This is a genomic window from Ochrobactrum sp. PL_is501, assembly GCF_055816895.1.
In genome coordinates, this window is sequence record NZ_JBVPGR010000030.1 from 1 (window position 1) to 20,169 (window position 20,169).

The 20,169-nt window shown below is 61.6% G+C and carries 20 protein-coding genes and 2 pseudogenes; 8 read left to right on the forward strand and 14 right to left on the reverse strand.

Going from position 1 to position 20,169, the window contains the following annotated elements; genetic code table 11:
• Nucleotides 1-32 precede the first annotated feature (32 nt).
• From AC0TOF_RS04980 to AC0TOF_RS05000, 5 genes and pseudogenes are all read left to right on the forward strand, one after another.
• Nucleotides 33-140 (forward strand): annotated as a pseudogene (locus tag AC0TOF_RS04980) (PaaI family thioesterase); the annotation flags it as partial.
• A gap of 11 nt (nt 141-151) precedes the next feature.
• Complete coding sequence (locus AC0TOF_RS04985; RefSeq protein ID WP_473767413.1) at nt 152-508, forward strand: DUF6616 family protein; 357 nt, start codon at nt 152-154, stop codon at nt 506-508.
• Between the two features lie 234 nt (nt 509-742).
• Nucleotides 743-1,606, forward strand: a complete 864-nt coding sequence (locus tag AC0TOF_RS04990) for an ImuA family protein (RefSeq protein WP_473767414.1) — start codon at nt 743-745, stop codon at nt 1,604-1,606.
• A gap of 25 nt (nt 1,607-1,631) precedes the next feature.
• Nucleotides 1,632-3,083, forward strand: coding sequence for a Y-family DNA polymerase (locus tag AC0TOF_RS04995; protein ID WP_473767507.1), 1,452 nt, complete (start codon nt 1,632-1,634; stop codon nt 3,081-3,083).
• Nucleotides 3,083-6,316, forward strand: a complete 3,234-nt coding sequence (locus AC0TOF_RS05000; RefSeq protein WP_473767508.1) for an error-prone DNA polymerase — start codon at nt 3,083-3,085, stop codon at nt 6,314-6,316. The genes AC0TOF_RS04995 and AC0TOF_RS05000 overlap by 1 nt, the downstream gene beginning before the upstream one ends.
• A 3-nt stretch (nt 6,317-6,319) precedes the next feature.
• Here the strand turns inward: AC0TOF_RS05000 and trhA are convergent, their stop codons facing one another.
• From trhA to AC0TOF_RS05050, 10 genes are all read right to left on the reverse strand, one after another.
• A complete protein-coding gene (gene trhA / locus AC0TOF_RS05005) occupies nt 6,320-6,976 on the reverse strand; it encodes a PAQR family membrane homeostasis protein TrhA (protein WP_473767415.1) in 657 nt (218 codons plus the stop codon).
• A 180-nt stretch (nt 6,977-7,156) separates the two neighbouring features.
• A complete protein-coding gene (locus AC0TOF_RS05010; protein ID WP_473767416.1) occupies nt 7,157-8,053 on the reverse strand; it encodes a transglycosylase SLT domain-containing protein in 897 nt (298 codons plus the stop codon).
• A 14-nt stretch (nt 8,054-8,067) separates the two neighbouring features.
• Nucleotides 8,068-8,256, reverse strand: coding sequence for a hypothetical protein (locus AC0TOF_RS05015; protein ID WP_006472952.1), 189 nt, complete (start codon nt 8,254-8,256; stop codon nt 8,068-8,070).
• Nucleotides 8,257-8,420: 164 nt separating this feature from the next.
• Nucleotides 8,421-8,633: a hypothetical protein gene (locus tag AC0TOF_RS05020; RefSeq protein WP_122002983.1), complete on the reverse strand. Its 213-nt coding sequence runs from the start codon at nt 8,631-8,633 to the stop codon at nt 8,421-8,423.
• 18 nt (nt 8,634-8,651) lie between these two features.
• Nucleotides 8,652-8,843, reverse strand: a complete 192-nt coding sequence (locus AC0TOF_RS05025; protein ID WP_121981378.1) for a ribbon-helix-helix domain-containing protein — start codon at nt 8,841-8,843, stop codon at nt 8,652-8,654.
• 18 nt (nt 8,844-8,861) lie between these two features.
• Nucleotides 8,862-9,551, reverse strand: coding sequence for a fumarylacetoacetate hydrolase family protein (locus AC0TOF_RS05030; RefSeq protein ID WP_473767417.1), 690 nt, complete (start codon nt 9,549-9,551; stop codon nt 8,862-8,864).
• A gap of 91 nt (nt 9,552-9,642) precedes the next feature.
• A complete protein-coding gene (locus AC0TOF_RS05035) occupies nt 9,643-10,272 on the reverse strand; it encodes a nucleoside/nucleotide kinase family protein (protein ID WP_473767418.1) in 630 nt (209 codons plus the stop codon).
• Between the two features lie 40 nt (nt 10,273-10,312).
• Nucleotides 10,313-11,092 (reverse strand): ATP-binding cassette domain-containing protein, encoded by a 780-nt coding sequence (locus AC0TOF_RS05040; protein WP_122002980.1) that lies wholly within the window; start codon nt 11,090-11,092, stop codon nt 10,313-10,315.
• Nucleotides 11,089-12,183, reverse strand: a complete 1,095-nt coding sequence (locus AC0TOF_RS05045) for an ABC transporter permease (RefSeq protein ID WP_122002979.1) — start codon at nt 12,181-12,183, stop codon at nt 11,089-11,091. Before AC0TOF_RS05045 ends, AC0TOF_RS05040 begins: the two co-directional genes overlap by 4 nt.
• 69 nt (nt 12,184-12,252) lie before the next feature.
• Nucleotides 12,253-13,284 carry a substrate-binding domain-containing protein gene (locus AC0TOF_RS05050; protein WP_473767419.1) on the reverse strand — a complete coding sequence of 344 codons (1,032 nt, stop codon included), beginning with the start codon at nt 13,282-13,284 and terminating at the stop codon, nt 12,253-12,255.
• Between the two features lie 313 nt (nt 13,285-13,597).
• On the opposite strand from AC0TOF_RS05050, the gene AC0TOF_RS05055 reads away from it, so the two are divergent.
• Both AC0TOF_RS05055 and AC0TOF_RS05060 read left to right on the forward strand, forming a co-directional pair.
• Nucleotides 13,598-14,965, forward strand: coding sequence for an ROK family transcriptional regulator (locus AC0TOF_RS05055; protein ID WP_473767420.1), 1,368 nt, complete (start codon nt 13,598-13,600; stop codon nt 14,963-14,965).
• 159 nt (nt 14,966-15,124) lie between these two features.
• A pseudogene (locus AC0TOF_RS05060) lies at nt 15,125-15,232 on the forward strand (PaaI family thioesterase); the annotation flags it as partial.
• Here AC0TOF_RS05060 and AC0TOF_RS05065 read toward each other — a convergent pair.
• On the reverse strand, nt 15,220-15,627 hold the full coding sequence (locus AC0TOF_RS05065) for a DUF2000 family protein (protein WP_473767421.1): 408 nt from the start codon (nt 15,625-15,627) through the stop codon (nt 15,220-15,222). The pseudogene AC0TOF_RS05060 and the gene AC0TOF_RS05065 sit on opposite strands and share 13 nt — an antisense overlap.
• A gap of 27 nt (nt 15,628-15,654) precedes the next feature.
• Entirely contained in the window at nt 15,655-16,515 is an 861-nt protein-coding gene (locus tag AC0TOF_RS05070) for an AraC family transcriptional regulator (RefSeq protein ID WP_473767422.1), read from the reverse strand.
• A 223-nt stretch (nt 16,516-16,738) separates the two neighbouring features.
• Here AC0TOF_RS05070 and AC0TOF_RS05075 point away from each other — a divergent pair, with 223 nt between their 5' ends.
• The gene (locus tag AC0TOF_RS05075; protein WP_473767423.1) at nt 16,739-18,370 is read left to right on the forward strand and encodes an alpha-D-glucose phosphate-specific phosphoglucomutase; all 1,632 of its coding nucleotides are present in this window, start codon (nt 16,739-16,741) and stop codon (nt 18,368-18,370) included.
• Nucleotides 18,371-18,531: 161 nt separating this feature from the next.
• Here the strand turns inward: AC0TOF_RS05075 and apbC are convergent, their stop codons facing one another.
• Together apbC and AC0TOF_RS05085 are read right to left on the reverse strand one after the other, a co-directional pair.
• The gene (gene apbC / locus AC0TOF_RS05080) at nt 18,532-19,707 is read right to left on the reverse strand and encodes an iron-sulfur cluster carrier protein ApbC (protein WP_473767424.1); all 1,176 of its coding nucleotides are present in this window, start codon (nt 19,705-19,707) and stop codon (nt 18,532-18,534) included.
• A gap of 142 nt (nt 19,708-19,849) precedes the next feature.
• The gene (locus AC0TOF_RS05085; protein WP_122002973.1) at nt 19,850-20,143 is read right to left on the reverse strand and encodes a ribbon-helix-helix domain-containing protein; all 294 of its coding nucleotides are present in this window, start codon (nt 20,141-20,143) and stop codon (nt 19,850-19,852) included.
• Nucleotides 20,144-20,169 lie beyond the last annotated feature (26 nt).

Sequence of the window (20,169 nt, forward strand, 5' to 3'; positions counted from 1 at the left end):
TCGCGAAGCGACGTGGTGTATTTTCCCTCTGAATGCGTCGAAACTCCCTTATGGAGGAACAACTCCATGCGGTCGTTTCTCCTGTTCAGCAGAAAAATACACCAACGCCGAACCGTAAGTTAATTCGTCACTACAGCCTAAGGGATATGACATGACCTATTACCTCGCCGAGCTTTATTCCCCGAAAGCTGGCTGGCACGCACTCGATGCTGAAGGCAGGCAGGCCTTCTTTGAGAAAGTCGGCGCGGGCATGGGCGGACTTGCAGCGCTTGGTATCGAGGCTTTGGCATTGGGACCCGTCGACGCGACAAAGCCTTTTGCGCCCGATCAGAATTTCTTCGCCATCTGGCGCTTCCCGGACGAAGCGGCCCTCGACATGCTGATTGCCGGAATCACCGCCACCGGCTGGCATGATTATTTCGACACGATCAATGCGGCTGGCGCTGGCACCGACCTTCCCGGCCATCTGGCGCAATTGGCAGGCGTGCCTTTCCGGGAAGCCCCCTGAAGCCGCCGGAGCGTATTCCCCCATTCCAGAACGGTTCCTGTTTTAACGGAATCGTTGGAACGGCTCTATCCATTCGTTTTTACGCGCCTCCCGAAAACCGTTTCACACTTTTCGGGAAGCGCTTCTTCAGGGGAATTTTTCTGTCCACACATGCGCGCGGCTGATCCCGCTTGACTCTTGCCTCGCTCGATTCAATACTAGAACAAATAGAGAACAATTTGACAGGAAACGAACGTGAGCGGCATCGACATCGCGGCGTTGCGGCGCATGGTTACGGCCATTGCAGGCAATGATCCGCAAGGCAGTTTTGCCCGCAGAACAGAAAGCAGGACAGGAAGCGGGACGGAAGCAGGCTTCGGTCGCGCACGTAGTTTCACGCTTGGCCTTGCCGGGGCCGATGCCGCCTTTCCGCATGGTCTGGCGGGCGATGCGCTGCATGAGGTTTTTGCCGAAAATCCGGGCGCGCATATGGCTGCGACCGGCTTTGCGCTGGCGCTGGTGCTGCGGGCGACGCAGGATGGCAGGCCTATCATCTGGATCGAGGAGGAAAGTGCGGCGAGCGAATATGGCGGGCTTTATCCGCCGGGGCTTCACGCCTTCGGGATCGATCCGTCGCGGCTTCTGATCGTGCGCTGCCCCAGCGCGCAGGATGTGCTGAAGGCGGCGAACGATGCGCTGGAGGCAGGCAGCGGCGGCAAGGCCTCGCATCTGGTTTCCGGCGTCGTCGCCTCGGTGACCGGCCAGCCGAAATGTCTCGACCTCACCGCATCGCGCCGCCTGCTTCTGGCGAGCGAGACCGCGCAACTGCCGGTCATCCTGCTCAGGAGCCACCGGACGGCGGTGCAAAGTGCTGCCGTCAGCCGCTGGCGGGTGGCGCCCGCGCCATCGTGCTCCAGCGGAGCGAACGCGCCGGGAAAACCGGCCTTTTCCGCCGTGCTGGAGCGCAACCGCCACGGCACATGCGGGCAATGGATCATGGAATGGAACAATGAAACCCTTGAATTTGGCACAAGAGAACGGGACGGCAGAACGCTTGTTTCTCGCCCTGTGGTTTCCGTTTCTGCCGACCGACCGGCTTCGCCGCGCCGTTCCGCATGACGGCAGGGAGCGCCTGCCCCTGGTGGTGACCGAGCGCACGGCCAATGCATTGCGCCTGACGGCGGTGGATGCGGCGGCGGCAAGGCTCGGCCTTTTCCCCGGCATGGCGCTGACCGATGCGCGCGCCCGCGTGGAAAGGCTGGACGTGGCGACCGCCGCGCCGCAACACGACGCGGCATTGCTCAAGCGCCTTGCCCATTGGTGCGAGCGCTATACGCCGCTCGTCGCCCTGGATGAGCCGCATGGCCTGATGCTCGATATAACCGGCTGCGCGCATCTGTTCGGCGGGCTTGCCGCCATGCGCGCCGACGCCATCCGCCGCATTGAACGCGCCGGGCTGAAAGTGCAGGCGGCGATTGCCGACAACAGTTTTGCCGCGCGGCTTCTGGCGCGGGGAACGAAGGGCGGCGTGTTCAGCAAGGCGGAGGCCGACCGCTACCTTCCCCGCCTGCCGCTTTCCGCGCTTGAACTGACGCAAGCGGCGGAAACCGGCCTCAAGCGCGCCGGGCTGAAACGGATCGGCGATGTGATGGGGCTTCCGCGCGCCGCTCTCACCGCCCGTTTCGGCACCGATCTTGCCACAAAGCTCGACCGGCTGGCGCGGCAGGAGCGCGCGCCGATTTCCCCCTTGCGCATCATGCCGCTCAGTATCGCCGAGCGCCGCCTGTCGGAGCCGGTGACGGGAATGGAGCTGGTGGAGCATATCTTGCTGGAACTGGCGCAGGAACTGTTCACAAGGCTGGAAATAGAAGGCAAAGGGGCGCTTCTGGTCGAAGCTTCCTTCTTCCGGGTCGATGGCGAGGTGCGCCATGTCCATGTCGAAACCGGCCAGCCGCTGCGCGACGACAGGGTTTTCCTGCGTCTTGCGCGCGAAAGGCTCAACGCCTTGACCGACCCACTCGACGCCGGGTTCGGCTTCGATATGATCCGGCTGGCCGCACTGCGCAGCGGCGCGATAGCCCATCGCCAGACCGGACTTGACCAGCATGAAGAGGATGAAGCCGGTTTCAGCCAGCTTGTCGACCGGCTCTCGGCGCGGCTTGGACAGGACCGGGTTCTCGTTTCCTTTGCACGCGACACCCATATGCCGGAGCGCGCATTCGGCCTTGTCCCTGCCCTGCATCGATCGCGGAAAACCGAAGCCGGATATCGCAGCCAGGCGGAACTGCCGGGCGATCCGCCCGCGCGTCCCATAAAACTGTTTCGCCCGCCGCAGCCGATCGACAGCGTGGCGGAAGTGCCTGACAGCCCGCCCTCGTTCTTCCTGTGGCGGCGGGTGCGCCATCAGGTGCGCCTTGCCGAAGGGCCGGAGCGGATCGAGCCGGAATGGTGGCGCGCAATCGGGCAGGACGTGCCGGAACTGCGCGATTATTACCGGGTGGAGGACGAAAACGGCCAGCGCTTCTGGATTTTTCGCGAGGGGCTTTTTGACGGCGCCAATCATCCGCGCTGGTTTCTGCATGGGTTGTTTGCGTGATGGTTCCTTATTTTGAAATGGCTGCCGCCAGCAATTTCTCCTTCCTTTGCGGTGCTTCGCACCCGCAGGAACTGGTAGAACGCGCGCATGAGCTTGGCCTGTCCGGCATCGGCATTGCCGACCGCAACACGCTGGCCGGTGTGGTGCGCGCCCATGCGGAATGGAAGGAATTTCGCGACAAGAGCGATTTCCGGCTGTTCATCGGCTGCCGCCTGTCCTTCATCGACGGCACGCCGGAGATGGTCGTCTATCCGCGTGACCGCGCCGCCTATGGCCAATTGTGCCGCCTGCTGAGCGAGGGCAAGACCCGCGCCGCCATCAAGGGCGAATGCCACCTCGAATGGGGCGACCTCCTGTTTCGCGCGCGGCAATTCCAGATCGCGGTTTTTCCTCCCGAGGAAGACCAGCCAGACTTTGCCACGCGGCTGGCGGATATCGCCAAGGCCGCCCCCGGCTCGGTCTGGCTGGCGCTCGCCCTGCCGCATCAGGGGCAGGACGGACGCCGCGCGGAACGCACCGCCCGTTTCGCAGCCGCAGCCAATGTGCCGCTTATCGCCACCAATGACGTGCTCTATCATCACCCGGACCGCCGCCCGCTTCAGGACGTGCTGACAGCCACGCGCCACCACACGACCGTTTTCGATGCCGGGCGGCTTCTGGAAAAGAATGCCGAGCGCCACCTGAAGCCGCCGAAGGAAATGCTGCGGTTGTTTCGCGATTATCCTGAAGCCATCGCGGCGACCGCTGATTTCGCCGCGCCCATCACCTTCCGGCTCGATGAGCTGAAATATGCCTATCCCGATGAACCCATCCCGCCCGGCAAGACAGCACGCCAGCACCTCCATGATCTCACCTGGGAAGGGGCGGCGCGCCATTACGGCGCGGACACGATTCCGGAGAAGGTGCAGGCGCTGATCAACAAGGAACTGGCGCTGATCGCCCAGCTTCAATACGAGCCCTATTTCCTCACCGTCTATGACATTGTGAACTATGCCCGCAAAGAGAACATTCTGTGCCAGGGGCGCGGTTCGGCGGCCAATTCCGTTGTCTGCTTCTGCCTCGGCATTACCGGCGTGAACCCGACGGAAGTAGATCTCCTGTTCGAGCGTTTCATCTCCGCTGAGCGCCAGGAACCGCCGGATATCGACGTCGATTTCGAGCATGAGCGCCGCGAACAGGTGATGCAATATGTCTATGATCGCTACTCAAGGGACCGCGCGGCCATTGTCGCGACCGTCATCAGCTATCGCTCGCGCAGCGCCATTCGCGACGTCGGCAAGGCTCTGGGGCTGACCGAGGACGTGACGGCGGCGCTCGCCAATACGGTGTGGGGCATATCGGGCGGCGGCATCGACAAGCAGCATATCAGGCAGGCGGGTCTCGATCCCGACAACCCGATCATCCGGCGCGCGGTGGAACTCGCCATCACGCTGATCGGCTTTCCGCGCCACCTGTCGCAGCATGTCGGCGGCTTCGTGCTCACCCGCGACCGGCTGGACGAAACCGTGCCCATCGGCCCGGCGGCGATGAAGGACCGCTCCTTCATCGAATGGGACAAGGACGATATCGACGAGGTGGGACTGATGAAGGTCGATGTGCTGTCGCTCGGCATGCTCACCTGCATCCGCAAGGCTTTCGACCTCATTCACCAGCACAAGCCGCAGCTTTATGGGGGTGAAAAGCTAACGCTGGCCAATCTGCCGCGCGAAGACAAGCGCGTCTACGACATGCTGTGCACGGGCGATTCGCTCGGCGTGTTTCAGGTGGAAAGCCGCGCCCAGATGAACATGCTGCCGCGCCTGCGCCCACAGGAGTTCTACGATCTCGTCATCGAGGTCGCCATCGTGCGCCCCGGTCCCATTCAGGGCGACATGGTGCATCCTTATCTCAGGCGGCGAAGCGGACAGGAACCCTCCACCCTGCCCTCGCCTTCGCCGGAGCACGGCCCGCCGGACGAATTGCAGCAGATTCTCGGCAAGACCAAAGGCGTGCCGCTGTTTCAGGAACAGGCCATGCGTATTGCCATGGAGGCTGCAAAATTCACGCCCGAGGAAGCCAACCAGCTGCGCCGCGCCATGGCTACCTTCCGCAAGATGGGCACCATCCATACGATGGAGACAAAGATGATCGAAGGCATGGTCAGGCGCGGCTATGAGCGGACCTTTGCCGAAAATTGCTTCAACCAGATCAAGGGGTTCGGCGAATATGGCTTTCCTGAAAGCCATGCGGCCAGCTTCGCGCATCTGGTCTATATTTCCGCCTGGATCAAGTGTCATCACCCGGAAGTGTTCGCCGCTGCCCTCCTCAACTCCCAGCCCATGGGTTTTTACGCGCCCGCCCAGATCGTGCGCGATGCCCGCGACCATGGCGTGACGGTGCTGCCCGTCGATGTGAACTTCAGTCACTGGGACAATATTCTGGAGGATACGCTCGATATCCGACCGGCGCTGCGGCTCGGCTTTCGCCAGATCGACGGCTTTGCCAAGCGGGACGCCGAGCTTCTGATTGCCGATCGGCAAGAGCCTTACCGCACCATCGAGGACATGCATCGGCGGCTGCGGCTCGACCGGCGCGCCTTCACGCTTCTGGCCGATGCCGATGCTTTCGGCTCGCTCGATATCGACCGCCGCGCAGCACTCTGGGCCGTGCGCCGCCTGCCCAATGACGAGACGCTGCCGCTGTTCCGCGCCGCCGCGACCAGCGAACTGGCGGAGGAGCCGCGCGCGAAACTGCCTGAAATGGCGGCATCCGAGCATGTGATTGCCGATTACGAGACCACGCGGCTTTCGCTGAAAGGGCATCCGCTGCAATATCTGCGCGAGGGGCTGGCAGCGGAAGGCGTTTCCACCTGCCGTGCCGTGCAGGAAGGTGCGGACGGACGCCGCATGAAGGTGGCGGGTGTCGTCACCGTGCGCCAGCGCCCCGGCAGCGCCAAGGGCGTGGTGTTCCTCACCATCGAGGATGAAACCGGCATCGCCAATATTGTCGTCTGGCCGAAGATCATGAAGGCCTTTCGCCGCGAAGTGATGGGCGCGCGGCTGATCCATATCGAAGGGCGCATCCAGCGCAGCCCGGAAGGGGTGGTGCATCTGGTGGCGGCAAAATTGCAGGACCGTTCGGCGGCCTTGATCGAAATGAGCGGACGCGAAGCCCAGCGCCTCGTCGCGCCGTCGCAGATGGCGCATCATCCGCGAAATGTAAAAATCATGCCGAACTCACGCGACTTCCATTAGGATTCAGTTCCATGCGCCGACAAAAAACACCGCACAATAATGCAGCGCTGCGCCAACCACGACAAAGCCATGCCAGATGGCGTTCTGGAACCGCAGCCGCTCCCATACATGGAAGATCACGCCCAGCGAATAGACCATGCCACCGGCCGCAATCAGCCAGAAGACCGCAGGCGGCAGCGACTGCACCATGGTGTCATAGACCATGACGCCGCTCCAGCCGAGCGCCAGATAAAGCAGGATCGACAGCCGGTCGAAACGCCCCGGCATGAACAGTTTCAATGTGATGCCGACGAAAGCCACGCCCCACACGAACAGCAGCAGCGGCAGCGCGCGGTCGCCCATATGCATGGCAAAAGGCGTGTAGGTTCCGGCAATCAGGAGGTAGATCGCCGAATGGTCGAAACGGCGCAAAAACCATTTGGTCGGGGAAACCGGCCAGATATTGTAGACAGCCGAAATTCCGAGCGCCGCCAGAAGGCTCGCGAGGTAGACGCCGGATGAAATCGAGGTCGCTGCCGGCATGTTCGGCAGGAAATAGACCAGCATGGCAATGGCACCGCCAAGCGCCAGCCCCACACCCAGAACATGGATGATGCCATCGGCCCACAATTCGGCCCGGTCATATTTCCACTTGATGGGGTGCGGCAGTCTTACATTCATGAAATTTCCCTGTCGTCGGTTCCAGAGCGCGTTTTGATCTGATTGAATCAGATCGGCGCTCTGGTCCTTTGTTTTAACACGCATCTTTTCCGAAAACCGTTTCACACTTTTCGGGATGCGCTCTCAACAGGAAACTGCCATTACATTGCAGCGTCAAGATGACAGTTCGTTCAAGCAGGTTTACTGCGCTGGCGTGTAGGAAGCCTGGATGGGTGACACGCCCGGAAGCGGTGCGGCGGCACCTTCCGGCAAGGAAGCGGGTTCGATGGAAGCGGCTGCCTCACGGGTCGGGCCGCTGCGCTTCCAGCTGCCGTCAAGGCCGGTTTCCTGCAGCAATCCCTTGCGCTTGGCGTCGTAATAATAGCCGCGCGCATAATAGCGGACCGCCTGGCTCTCGTCGCCGCCCGCCACCTTGTAGGCGCCGGACAGATAACGAACCGCATATTTCAGGTTGGTTTCCGCATCGAGCAGGCCCTTGGGCGCGCCCGTATAGCCCATGCCGCGCGCGGTGGGATGGCTGATCTGCATCAGGCCCCAATAGGGCCCGTTGCGCGCGCCCGGATTGAACCGGCTTTCGCGGTGCACGACCCGGCGCACCAGACGCTCGGGCACATCATAGGCGACGGAATATTTGGTGATGAGCGAGTCCAGATTCTTGGGCGCGCTGTCCGGCGTCTCGAAAGCCATATTGGCGGCAACGGAAGCAGGCGAAGCTGCGGCCTGTGCGCCTGCATAGGCCATCATCGGTTCAGACTGGCCGCGAATGCCGGGGATGGGAACGACGGCGGGCAGCACCGGATCGGAAGGATCGGTCACAGCCGCGACGGTCTGCGTTCCGGCGGCAGCAGCAGCGCCCGCATCGGCTGTCGCCGTGCCTGCGGCCGCATCTGCCGTGGCGCCAGCGGCGCTGCCTGCGGCGGCGACGGTCTTGCCGGATGTATCGGTCTGCGTGATCAGCGCGGTTTTCACCGGCTTGCCATTATCGGTGGTGTTGCAGGCGCTGAGCGCCACGGCGCAACCCAGAAGCAGAATGCCCTTGCGGACCATAGCAGCGGAAGAAGAAAGCTGGAGACGCATGACCGGACCCGTTCTCAGGAATCGAAATCTTGTTCGATGCGTTTTTCAAGCTCGACCAGATCGGCGGGCAGAGGCAAGCCGCTTGCGCGCAGCGCATTGAGCTTCTCGCGAACCGTTTCGCGGATTTCATGAGCGTCTTGCGGCTGATTCACCATTTGCTCGAAAAGCAGCGCAATTTCCGCCTTGATGTCCTCGAATGCCATCCAGATCCTCTTGGCTTTACAGGCGTCGAAAAGCGCCCGTTTCAGTCAATATTCTTTCGGTCGATGAGGATCATGTACCATGCAAAAGACGGCAAACGGAAGCGCTAAACGTCAGGGCGCGGTCAAAATGAATATTTCAAATGGTAACAAAAATATTAACGCACTCACAGGATGCGGTGCAGCACCATATCTACTGCATTGAAATTCAAGGCAAAAATAGCAAGATCATCGAAGTCCAGCCCGCCATTCGGATCGAAGAGATAAATGCTCGTCCAGACGAGCGCGATCACGAGCAAAATTGCCAGAATCATCAGAATCAAAAGGCGTCGCCCGAGCGCGGCCTTGCGGCCCGCTCCTTCCGGCGGCTGTTTGGCCATAGTCACTTGCTGCCTTGTTCAATCGTCATTGGTGGCGTTCAGTTCATCCGGCGGGGTGCCGTGTTCCGGCTCCGCCGCGAGGTAGCCCTCGCGCACCAGCCATTTGCGCAGGATAAGCGTCACGGCCTCGGTCTGGTTCAGGCCGGGATGTTTTTCAGCGACGAAACGCTCCAAAGCGTCGTGCACGTCCTCGGGAAGATAGATGCTCATTCATACTCCTCCGGCTGTTCAAACGACTGTTACGGACAGTTCCCCCACGCCATCCACCTTGCCTTCCAGACGGTCGCCGCGCTTCACCGGGCCGACGCCCGCAGGCGTACCCGTAAAGATAAGATCGCCGGGGCGCAGCTCAAAGAGCGACGACAGGTAGGCAATGGTTTCCGCCACTTTCCAGATCATCTGGTTGAGGTCGCCCGACTGGCGCGTCTCGCCATTGATGGAAAGCGAAATCGCGGCGTTTTGCGGGTGGCCGATTTCCGACACCGGCACGATGGCCGAACAGGGCGCGGAGTTCTCGAACGCCTTCGCCACTTCCCATGGGCGACCGGCCTTCTTGGCCACCGCCTGCAAATCGCGGCGCGTCATGTCGATGCCGACGGCATAGCCGTAAACATGGTCCAGCGCCTTTTCGAGCGCAATGTCGGTGCCGCCAGCCTTCAGCGCCACCACCAGCTCGATCTCGTGATGCACGTCCTCGGTCTTCGGCGGATAGGGGAAATCGCCGCCTTCGATCACCAGATTGTCGGGGTTCTTCTGGAAGAAGAAAGGCGGATTGCGGGTCGGGTCTCCGCCCATTTCGATGGCGTGATCGGCGTAGTTCTGGCCCACGCAATAGATGCGGTGCACGGGAAAGCGCGCATCCGTTCCCTTCACAGGCAGAAAAGGCTGCGGGGGCGGCGCGAAAACATAAGTCGTCATGGGGAACTATTCCGGTCGGAAACTGATGAAGCGATTTCTGCCATCATGCAGACGCAGGCGCATCGCCGCAACCCTTGAAAGGCGCAATTCCCTATCTAACGACAAAATCCGCCGTGCGCGACTGGGCCACCACCAGTTCGGCATTGGGAATATCGTTGGAAAGGGCGCGGTTCCGGGCCGTTTCGGCATCGAAGCCGAAGCTGAGCCAGCGATCGGTCAGGCGGCGCTCCAGCTCGTCGAAAGGCACGTCCAGATAGACCGTCATGTCGAAAAACGGCGCAAGCTGCGCCCACGGCTCCCGGTCGAGCAGCAGGTAATTGCCTTCGACCAGAAGCACGCGATGCTCCGGGCCGACCGCGGATGCGGCGGCGCGGGAAAGCTCCAGCGAGCGGTCGAAAACCGGGATGAAGACTTCGCCATCCGCCTGTTTCAGCCGTTGCAGCAACGCCGCGAACCCGGCGCAGTCGAAGGTCGGCGGCGAGCCCTTGCGGCTCAGCAATCCGCGCTTGTCGAGAATGGCGTCATCGAGGTGAAACCCGTCCATGGGCACGACGATGGACGGCGTTTCGCCGCCCTTGTTGATGGCATGGAGCAGATAGTCGGACAGGGTGGATTTTCCGGCTCCCGGCGGGCCTGCAATGGCCACGATCAGGCGGTCGCCGGTTTGCGCCAGTCGCGCAAGAATTTCCGAAGGCAGGGCTTCGCGCTCGATAGGCGTCATGTCCGGTTTCCGTGATTCGTCCTGTCAGCCTATCAGAAACTCAAGCCGCTTCCTTCGGCCTCATCGCGCCGGTCATCAGGGCGACCGCGTCCGACATGGAATATTCCTTCGGGTCGATGACGGTCAGGCGGCGTCCGAGCCGGTGAATATGGATGCGGTCGGCGACCTCGAACACATGCGGCATGTTGTGCGAAATGAGCACGATGGGCATGCCGCGCCGCTTCACGTCCAGAATGAGCTCCAGCACGCGGCGCGATTCCTTGACGCCGAGCGCCGCCGTCGGCTCGTCCATGATGACCACCTTGGAGCCGAAGGCGGCGGCGCGCGCCACCGCGACGCCCTGACGCTGGCCGCCCGAAAGGGTTTCCACCGCCTGGCCGATGTTCTGGATGGTCATCAGGCCAAGCTCGGACAGTTTTTCGCGCGCGATCTTTTCCATCGCGCCGCGATCCAGCATGCGGAAAAGCGAGCCGAGCGGTCCCTTGCGGCGGATTTCGCGCCCCAGAAACAGATTGTCGGCGATGGAAAGCGCAGGTGAAAGAGCAAGGTTCTGGTAGACCGTCTCGATGCCCGCCTGCCGCGCTTCCATCGGCGAATGGAAGCTGACGGGCTTTCCGTCGAGCAGGATTTCTCCCTCGTCCGGCCTGATCGCGCCGGACAGCGCCTTGATGAGCGAGGACTTGCCCGCGCCATTGTCGCCGATGACCGCGAGGATTTCGCCGGGATAGAGGTCGAAATCGGCATGATCGAGTGCGGTAACGCGGCCGTAGCGCTTGACCAGCCCCTTGGCCGACAGAACAGGCGTGGTGTTCGTTTTCATGCGGCAGCCTTTCTGATCCACTGGTCGATGGCGACGGCGGCAATGATGAGAACGCCGATGAGGAGATAGGTCCATTGCGGGTCGGTGCCCCACAGGCGCAGGCCCAGCGAAAACACGCCGACGATCAGCGCGCCGAACATGGTGCCAAGGATGGAGCCGCGCCCGCCAAAGAGCGATATGCCGCCGATCACCACGGCGGTGATGGATTCGATATTGGCGAATTGGCCCGCCGTGGGTGAAACAGAACCAAGGCGGCCGATCATCGCCCAGCCTGCAAGCGCGCAGATGATACCGGCCAGCACATAGACCGACATGAGGATAGGCTTGACCGACACGCCGGAAAGCTGCGCCGCTTCCGGATCGTCGCCGATGGCATAGACATGCCGTCCCCAGGCGGTGTGGTTCAGCACATACCAGAGCAGCAGGACCAGAAGCACCATGGCGATGACGCCATAGGTGAAGACCGCGCCGCCGATGCGGATGCTCTCGCCGAAAAATTGCAGGATCGGCGCTTCGGCCGTGATTTCCTGCGCGCGAATGGTCTCATTGGCCGAATAAAGGAAGTTGGTGGCGAGGATCACCTGCCACATGCCGAGCGTCACGATGAAGGGCGGCAGGCGCACATAGGCCACCAGAAAGCCGTTGATGAAGCCGCAGAGCGCGCCGGTGGCAAAGCCGCAGAGAACGGCAAGCTCGGCGGGAAGTCCGTAGCGGAAGGTGAACTGGCCCATCACCACCGAGGACAGCACCATGATGGCGCCGACCGAAAGGTCGATGCCGGCGGTGAGGATCACGAGCGTCTGCGCCGCCGCGACAATGCCGGTGATGGCGACCTGCTGCAAGATAAGCGTCAGCGCGAAGGCGGAGAAGAACTTGCCGCCCAACGTGACGCCGAAGATCAGCAGCGACAGGACGAGCACGATCAGCGGCACGGCAGCGGGATTGTGATGCAGGAAACTGCGTATCCGGTAAAGCAGCGACCGGTCGCCCGCATCGAAGGAGGCAACTTCCGCCGCGCTCTGCGACAGCGTCTTTTCATAGTCCTGCATGGACGGTTTTTGTGCAGCGGAAGCCGCCTGTGGCTCACTCATCTCTGTCTCCTGCCCGCAGAAAGGACCGGCAAATCTTGCGATCTGCCGGACCTGAACCCAAAGAGCCTATCAGCCCCAGCACTTGTCGAGCGCGGTCTTGGTGTCGATGGACGGAACGCCTTCGACCGGCTTGTCGGTGACAAGCGACACGCCCGTATCGACAAAATCCTTGCCTTCGGTCGGCTTCGGCTTTTCGCCGGTGTCGGCGAACTTCTTGATCGCCTCGATGCCGAGTGCGGCCATCTGCAACGGATATTGCTGCGAGGTCGCGCCGATCACGCCAGCCTCGACATTCTTCACGCCGGGGCAGCCGCCATCGATGGAAACGATCAGCACGTCCTTTTCGCGGCCCACGGCCTTCAGCGCCTCATAGGCACCGGCGGCAGCCGGTTCGTTGATGGTGTGGACGACATTGATGTTCGGGTCCTTCTGGAGAAGGTTTTCCATCGCGCGGCGTCCGCCTTCCTCATTGCCGTCGGTCAGGTCGCGACCGGCAATGCGCGGATCGTCCTCGTCGCCCAGCTTGGTCTTGTCCTTCGGATCGATGCCGAAGCCGGTGGCAAAGCCCTGGTCGCGCAGAACGTCGACGCTTGGTTGCGATGCGGTGAGGTTGAGGAAGGCCACATGCGCGTCCTTGGCCTTGTCGCCAAGCGTCGCCGCCGCCCATTTGCCGACCAGCTCACCAGCCAGGAAATTGTCGGTGGCAAAGGTTGCGTCCGCCGCATCGGCAGGCTCAAGCGGCGTGTCGAGCGCGATGATAAGCATGCCCGCCTCACGCGCCTTTTGCAGCGACGGCACGATGCCCTTGGTGTCGGAAGCGGTGATCAGAATACCCTTGGCGCCATCGGCGATGCAGGTTTCAATGGCCGCGACCTGGCTTTCGGAATCGCCGTCGATCTTGCCCGCATAGGTCTTGAGATTGACGCCCAGCTCCTTGGCCTTGGCGATGGCGCCTTCCTTCATCTTGACGAAGAACGGGTTGGTGTCGGTCTTGGTGATGAGGCACGCGCCGACATCGGCGGCATTGGCCGCGCTCAATGGAATGGCGGCAGCGCCAAGCGCGAAGGCAGCAAAGGCTGCCGACAGAACTGTCTTCTTCATGGACTCCTCCCAGATTGAAACCGGTTCCTGTTCCCCCGGCATGGGTGAAGCAAAACACGGCTTTAAAACAGAGTCAATTAATAAATCCACTTGATTTATTAATATGCTGTGTCACTCTGACAGGCAGAGGAGAGAGGATCGAGGAGGCAGGCGACAGGCTGTCACTTCATCCCGGATCTATCTTAAGCGATTGTTTTTATTTGATGTACGGCACAATAGGGGTTTTTCTCCTTCGAAGTTTGGTTTAGGAATTCCCGCGCACGCCATGGCCGCATTCCGATTGCACTCCATGGGCCGGAATCTGGGAGAGGCTATGGTCAGGCATAAAGTTGAACGCGAGCCGGACAGCGGATCAGCCGATACCGTTCCCGGTACAGTTTCCGGCGCTCTTTCCGGTACAGTTCCCGGTACAGTTTCCGGCACGCTTTCCGGTACGCTTTCAGGCACTCCGGGTCCCGCCATGCTGCAATTCGCCGGGCCGGGCGCGAGCGTCAATCGCGGTTCCAACCAGATCGGTGTGCGCGCCTATAATGAGCGGCTTGTTCTGGCGCTGGTGCGCAGGCACGGCGCGCTCGCCCGCGCCGACATTGCCCGCTTGACCGGGCTTTCGGCACAGACGGTTTCCGTCATCATCCGCGCGCTGGAAAAAGACGGCCTCATCACGCAGGGCGAACGGGTGCGCGGCCGTGTCGGCCAGCCTTCCATGCCGATGCGCCTTGCCGCCGACGGGGTTTTCTCCTTCGGCCTCAAGATCGGGCGGCGCAGCGCGGAAATCATCCTGATGGATTTTCTGGGGGCGATCCGCGAGCGGCGGCACATCACCTATCGCTGGCCGGTGCCCGATGAAATCCGCAGCTTCACCATTGATAGCGTCAACGCCTTCATTGCCGCGCTCGAACCGGCCAAGCGCGACCGCATCGCCGGGCTTGGCGTCGCCCTGCCCTTCGAATTGTGGAACTGGGTCGAGGAAGTGGGCGCGCCAGCCGAAGACCTGGATGCCTGGCTCGGCGCCGATCTGGTCAGCGATTTCGCCCATGCATTCTCGTTTCCGGTGTTCATCCAGAATGACGGAACGGCGGCTTGCGGCGCGGAACTGACCTTTGGCCGCGGACCCGAATTCACCGATTTCGTCTATTTCTTCATCGGCTCGTTCATCGGCGGCGGCGTGGTGCTGAACAACACGCTCTATCCCGGACGCACCGGCAATGCGGGCGCGCTCGGCTCCATGCCGATGCGCATGCGCGGCACGTGGGAGCGCGGCGAGACCTTGCAGCTTATCGACACGGCCTCGCTGTTCGTCCTCGAACGCATGTTGCAGGAGCGCAACCTGCCGTCCGATGATCTGTGGCTTTCGCCGGAAAACTGGCGCAATTTCGGCACGCCGCTCGACGAATGGGTGGCGCTTGCCGCGCGCGGGCTGGCCCATGCTGCGGTGGCCGCCGCCTCCGTCATCGACTTTCCCGCCGCCGTCATCGACGGCTGGCTGCCGGGCAATGTGCGCCACCGCATCGTGGAAGCGACCCGCGTCGAGCTTTCATGCCTCGACTTGCAGGGGCTGCGGGCGCCGGAGATCATCGAGGGCAAGGTTGGCGTCCATGCCAAGGCGATGGGCGCGGCAAGCCTGCCGCTTTCCAACCGCTATCTGTTCGACCAGAGCGTGCTGTTCAAGGATGCAGGTTAGGCTACAATGACGAATTAACTTATGGTTCGGTATGGACGAAAATGGTTCAGCTTTAGGAGCGGAACCGAAGATGGGGTTATTCCCCCATCGAGGTATCGCGACGCAGAGATGGAGCATTTTCGTCATATCGCGAAGCGACGTGGTGTATTTTCCCGCTGAATGCGTCGAAACTCCCTTATGGAGGAACAACTCCATGCGGTCGCTTCTCCTGTTCAGCAGGAAAATACCCTCACGCCGAACCTCAAGCTAATTCGTCATTGTAGCCTCACTCCCTTGATCGCCTTGTCGATATCCTTCTTTGGACCATAAAGCGCAAGGCCGACCAGATCGGGCGCGTCGGCATTTTCGGCCTTGAACACGGCACGGTTGGCGGCGTCATGCCCGGTATCGAACATGGCGCGCACATAGGGCGCACGGATGAGATCGCGCTGGATCGACTGCTGCCAAGCCCGTTGCAGCACCTCCGGCGTGGCCGAGAAGATCAGCATCGGCTGGCCGAGCAGAGGCGCATGCCGGCGGCCTGCCGCATCCTCATAAGGGTCGCCCATGGCGTGCGGAACAGCGCCGGATATGCCGGTCGCGATGAAGGCGGTCACGTTCAGCTTCTGCCACACAGGCAGATCGTGCAGGACAAGAATGGCTACTTTGGTATTGAAAATCATCGGTTCTTCCTCTGTTCGAGGACAGAACTAGCCCTTTGCGGCTGCAATTTCTGGAACGTTTGTGCGCCCCCGGCGATAGGCAGCGGGCGTCATGCCATAGGCGCGGCGGAACCAGCGCCCCATATGGCTCTGGTCGGCAAAGCCGCTGAGTGCCGCGGCCTCCGCCGGCGGCACTTTTTCGCGCAGCAGGCGACGGGCTTCGGCAAGGCGCAACTGCACCAGACAGGCATGGGGCGAGGTGCCGTATGCGCGCCGGAACCCGCGTGAAAGCTGGAAACGGTCGGTGGCTCCCACAGCTTCCGCCAGCTCATCGAGGCCGAATTCCTCGTCGAAACGCGCCCGCAGATACTCCATCGTGCGTGCTGCGACCGGATGCGGAGCCACCCCTTTTTCTGCCGCGTCCTGCCCAAGATGCCGAGAAAGATGGCTCGTCACCTGATCGCGGCTGTCCTCGATCATCAGGCGCGGCGCTTCGAGGAAGATAGCCTCGCAGGCGCGGGCGACCGCACGGAACAGTTCTTCGTCATCGGCCAGCGTCTGGCGAAAGCCGATATGGGCATCACTGCCGCCCATCGCATCGCGGATCAGCGATTGCGGCATATAGAGCATGTTATAGGCAAAGCCGTCCGCCGCGACCGCCTGCCCGTCATGGCGTTCGCCGGGCTCGATGAGAATCACCCGCCCCGGCGTGCTTTGCCGCCGCCTGCCCCGGCAGAAAAAATCCTGCACGCCCGCATGGGTCACGCCGACGAGCCATTCGTCATGGAAATGCATGTCATAGGCGTGGCTGTGAAAGCGCGCGGCAACGGCTTCGAGGCCGGTAGCGTCGTCGCGTTTCAGCCGCATCTGATCGCGCGGGCCATTGATGGGGCGAGCATTGTCGGTCATGACGGAATTTGTAGCATGGCGAGCGACAAACACACGCTTTGTTATTTTCAATCAATAAGTTTGATATAGAACGGTCTTAAAACCGCTCTATCTGTTTGTTTCCACGCAGTTTCGCACGGAAAACCGCTTCGCACTTTTCCTGAAACTGCCTATGTTGTCTTGCAATGACCGCAAATGCCGACAAGGTGTATTGTACCAACTGATTGAATCAACCGGGAAAAACATGACCGTAACGACAATCGCGACCACGCCATACCAGGACCAGCAGCCGGGCACTTCGGGCCTGCGCAAGAAGGTTCCGGTGTTCCAGCAGCAGAACTATGCTGAAAACTTCATCCAGTCGGTTTTCGATGTGCTGGAAGGCTTTGCCGGCAAGACGCTCGTGGTCGGCGGCGACGGACGCTATTACAATCGCGAAGTGATCCAGAAGCTCATCAAGATCGCCGCCGCCAACGGTTTTGGCCGCATCATGGTGGGTCAGGGCGGCATTCTTTCCACGCCTGCCGCCTCCAACATGATCCGCAAATACAAGGCTTTCGGCGGCATGGTGCTTTCGGCTAGCCACAATCCCGGCGGTCCGAATGAAGATTTCGGCATCAAGTACAATATCGGCAATGGCGGGCCTGCGCCGGAAAAGATCACCGAGGCGATCTTCGCCCGCTCAAAAGTGATCGACCAATATAAAATTGCCGATGTGGCGGACGTCGATATCGACAGGATCGGCACCACCCGCATCGGCGATACCGAGGTCGTCATTTTTGATCCCGTCACCGACTATGCCGAACTGATGGAAAGCCTGTTCGACTTCGATGCCATCCGCGCCATGATCAAGGGCGGGTTCCGCATGAAGTTCGACGCGATGCATGCCGTGACCGGGCCTTATGCCAAGGAAATCTTCGAGAAGCGGCTTGGCGCGCCGGAGGGCAGCGTGGTCAATTTCGTACCGCTGCCGGATTTCGGCGGTCATCACCCGGACCCGAACCTCGTTTACGCCAAGGACCTCTACGATCTGCTGATGTCCGAGAATGCGCCGGATTTCGGCGCGGCTTCCGATGGCGACGGCGACCGCAATCTCATCATCGGGCGCGGCATCTTCGTCACGCCATCCGATTCGCTTGCCATGCTTGCCGCCAATGCGCATCTGGCGCCGGGCTACAAGGACGGCATCAAGGGCATTGCGCGCTCCATGCCGACAAGTGCAGCCGCCGACCGCGTGGCGGAAAAGCTGGGCATCGGCATGTTTGAAACGCCGACCGGCTGGAAGTTCTTCGGCAATCTGCTCGACAATGGCAAGGTGACGATCTGCGGCGAGGAAAGCTCCGGCACCGGCTCCGACCATGTGCGCGAAAAGGACGGCCTGTGGGCCGTGCTGCTCTGGCTCAATATCCTGGCGGTGCGCAAGCAGAGCGTGAAGGATATCGTCGAGGAACATTGGGCGCGCTTCGGGCGCAACTATTACACCCGCCACGACTATGAAGCGGTCGATTCGGATATCGCAAAGCAGCTTGTTGCCGATCTGCGCGGCAAGCTTGCCGCCCTGCCCGGCACGACCGTCAACGGCCTCACGATCGAGAAGGCCGACGACTTCGCCTATCGCGACCCGGTCGACGGCTCGGTGAGCGAACATCAGGGCATCCGCATCTATTTCCCCGAAGGTGGCCGCGTGGTGCTGCGCCTGTCCGGCACGGGTACGTCCGGCGCAACCATCCGCATCTATATCGAGCGCTATGAGGCGGATGCCGCGAAGCACAATCTCGACACGCAGGAAACGCTGGCTCCCTACATCGAAGCGGCAGAACAGATCGCGGAAGTGAAAAAGCGCAGCGGGCGTGACGCGCCGTCGGTCATTACCTAGGGCAGTAGGGCAGTAGGGCAGTAGGGCAGTAGGGCAGTAGGGCAGTAGGGCAGAGAAGGATATGGTTGGCGCGGTCATGCGCAATCAAAACATATTCCCCTACTCCCTTACTCCCCTATTCCCTTAACATACTGCCTTACTGCCCTACTGCCTTAACCCCCTTACTCAAAAACAATCGCCGGCGCTGCACGAGCGCCCTTGCCGCCCTTCATGTTTTCCCAGACCTTCCGGGCGATATCGCGATAGATTTTCGCGTGTTCGCTCTCCGGGTCCTTGACGGTGATCGGCGTTCCCGCGTCCGAATAGGCGCGCACATCCATATGCAGCGGCACTTCGCCGAGGAACGGCACGTTCAGCCGTTCTGCCTCCCGGCGGGCGCCGCCATTGCCGAAAATATCGTAGCGGGCGCCGGTGTCGGGCGCGATGAAATAGCTCATATTCTCGACGATGCCGAGAAGCGGCACATCCACCTTGCGGAACATGTTCAAGCCCTTGCGCGCATCGATCAGCGCCAGGTCCTGCGGTGTCGAAACCACGACCGCGCCTGCCAGCGGCACCTGCTGCGCCATGGTAAGCTGCGCGTCGCCGGTGCCGGGCGGCATGTCGACCACCAGAACGTCGAGCTCGCCCCATGCCACTTCGCGCAGCATCTGCGTCAGCGCCGACATGACCATCGGCCCGCGCCAGATCATCGGCGTTTCCTCATCGACCATGAAGCCCATGGACATGACCTTGACGCCGTAGTTTTCCATCGGCCTCAGCGTGCGGCCCTCGATCGTTTCCGGACGGCCGGAAAGCCCGAGCAGTCGCGGCATGGACGGCCCGTAAATATCGGCGTCGAGAATGCCGACCTTCAGCCCGTTGGCGGCAAGGCCGAGCGCCAGATTGACCGCCGTGGTGGATTTGCCGACGCCGCCCTTGCCGGATGCGACGGCGATGATCGCGCCGACGCCCGGAATACCGGGTTTTGCAGCCGGGCGCGGCTGGGGTGCATGTCCATGCTTGCCCTGTCCCGAAACCGCGACGGGGCGAGGTGCCGATTGCGGCTTTGGCGGCGGCGGCGCATCGTCGCTGGTGCGCCCGCCCTTCTTTTCCGCCGTGAGCGTGACTAGCGCGCCAGTGACGCCCGGAATTTCCTTCACGGCCTTTTCAGCGGCAAGCCGCATCGGTTCCAGCGCGTCGGCGCGCTCGGCAGGAACCGTGATGGAGAAGAAGACCTTGCCGTCGGCAATGAAGATATCCGACACCAGACCGAGCGACACAACATCGCTTTCGAAATCCGGTCCCGTCACGGCCCTCAGCCGCTCCTGAACCTGTTCGCGTGTTACGCTTGCCATTTCGATTCCTTTAATGAAGGCAGTAAGGGAATAGGGGAGTAAGGGAGTATGTATGGAACATATTGCCCTACTGCCTTATTGCCCTATTCCCCTATTCCTTATGCCCTTTTCATCAAAAGGCCAATGCCCACTCGGGCTCGTTTCAAGCGGCCTTCTCGCAGACGGCAGCCTCGGGGCGATGGCCCATGAGGTAAAGCGCGCAGGTCGTGCGCAGCATGGAGGCGAAGTTGGGGATCGCGCCATTGGCCTCCAGCGCTTCATCGTAAAGCGTGGATATGAAGCGGGGTGTCGTCAGGTTCTGGCTGGCCGCGATCTCGTCCAGCAGGCGCCAGAAGGTGGCCTCCAGCTGAATGCTGGTGGAATGGCCGCCTATGCGCACGGAGCGATTGATCTGCCGGTAGCCTTCCGGGTCCTGCTCGGCGAAAACCTTGCACATGGGCTCCTCCGTTCTTTAAGAGCACG

What these genes read in the sequence shown, in the direction of transcription:
- AC0TOF_RS05070 (WP_473767422.1), bottom strand. Translation starts at nt 16,515, where the DNA reads ATGACCGACAATGCTCGCCCCATCAATGGCCCGCGCGATCAGATGCGG.
- AC0TOF_RS05000 (WP_473767508.1), top strand. Translation starts at nt 3,083, where the DNA reads ATGGTTCCTTATTTTGAAATGGCTGCCGCCAGCAATTTCTCCTTCCTT.
- AC0TOF_RS05040 (WP_122002980.1), bottom strand. Translation starts at nt 11,092, where the DNA reads ATGAAAACGAACACCACGCCTGTTCTGTCGGCCAAGGGGCTGGTCAAG.
- AC0TOF_RS04985 (WP_473767413.1), top strand. Translation starts at nt 152, where the DNA reads ATGACCTATTACCTCGCCGAGCTTTATTCCCCGAAAGCTGGCTGGCAC.
- AC0TOF_RS05035 (WP_473767418.1), bottom strand. Translation starts at nt 10,272, where the DNA reads ATGACGCCTATCGAGCGCGAAGCCCTGCCTTCGGAAATTCTTGCGCGA.
- AC0TOF_RS05010 (WP_473767416.1), bottom strand. Translation starts at nt 8,053, where the DNA reads ATGCGTCTCCAGCTTTCTTCTTCCGCTGCTATGGTCCGCAAGGGCATT.
- AC0TOF_RS05075 (WP_473767423.1), top strand. Translation starts at nt 16,739, where the DNA reads ATGACCGTAACGACAATCGCGACCACGCCATACCAGGACCAGCAGCCG.
- AC0TOF_RS05065 (WP_473767421.1), bottom strand. Translation starts at nt 15,627, where the DNA reads ATGATTTTCAATACCAAAGTAGCCATTCTTGTCCTGCACGATCTGCCT.
- AC0TOF_RS05045 (WP_122002979.1), bottom strand. Translation starts at nt 12,183, where the DNA reads ATGAGTGAGCCACAGGCGGCTTCCGCTGCACAAAAACCGTCCATGCAG.
- AC0TOF_RS05050 (WP_473767419.1), bottom strand. Translation starts at nt 13,284, where the DNA reads ATGAAGAAGACAGTTCTGTCGGCAGCCTTTGCTGCCTTCGCGCTTGGC.
- AC0TOF_RS05085 (WP_122002973.1), bottom strand. Translation starts at nt 20,143, where the DNA reads ATGTGCAAGGTTTTCGCCGAGCAGGACCCGGAAGGCTACCGGCAGATC.
- AC0TOF_RS05030 (WP_473767417.1), bottom strand. Translation starts at nt 9,551, where the DNA reads ATGACGACTTATGTTTTCGCGCCGCCCCCGCAGCCTTTTCTGCCTGTG.
- AC0TOF_RS05025 (WP_121981378.1), bottom strand. Translation starts at nt 8,843, where the DNA reads ATGAGCATCTATCTTCCCGAGGACGTGCACGACGCTTTGGAGCGTTTC.
- AC0TOF_RS05015 (WP_006472952.1), bottom strand. Translation starts at nt 8,256, where the DNA reads ATGGCATTCGAGGACATCAAGGCGGAAATTGCGCTGCTTTTCGAGCAA.
- apbC (WP_473767424.1), bottom strand. Translation starts at nt 19,707, where the DNA reads ATGGCAAGCGTAACACGCGAACAGGTTCAGGAGCGGCTGAGGGCCGTG.
- AC0TOF_RS05020 (WP_122002983.1), bottom strand. Translation starts at nt 8,633, where the DNA reads ATGGCCAAACAGCCGCCGGAAGGAGCGGGCCGCAAGGCCGCGCTCGGG.
- trhA (WP_473767415.1), bottom strand. Translation starts at nt 6,976, where the DNA reads ATGAATGTAAGACTGCCGCACCCCATCAAGTGGAAATATGACCGGGCC.
- AC0TOF_RS05055 (WP_473767420.1), top strand. Translation starts at nt 13,598, where the DNA reads ATGGTCAGGCATAAAGTTGAACGCGAGCCGGACAGCGGATCAGCCGAT.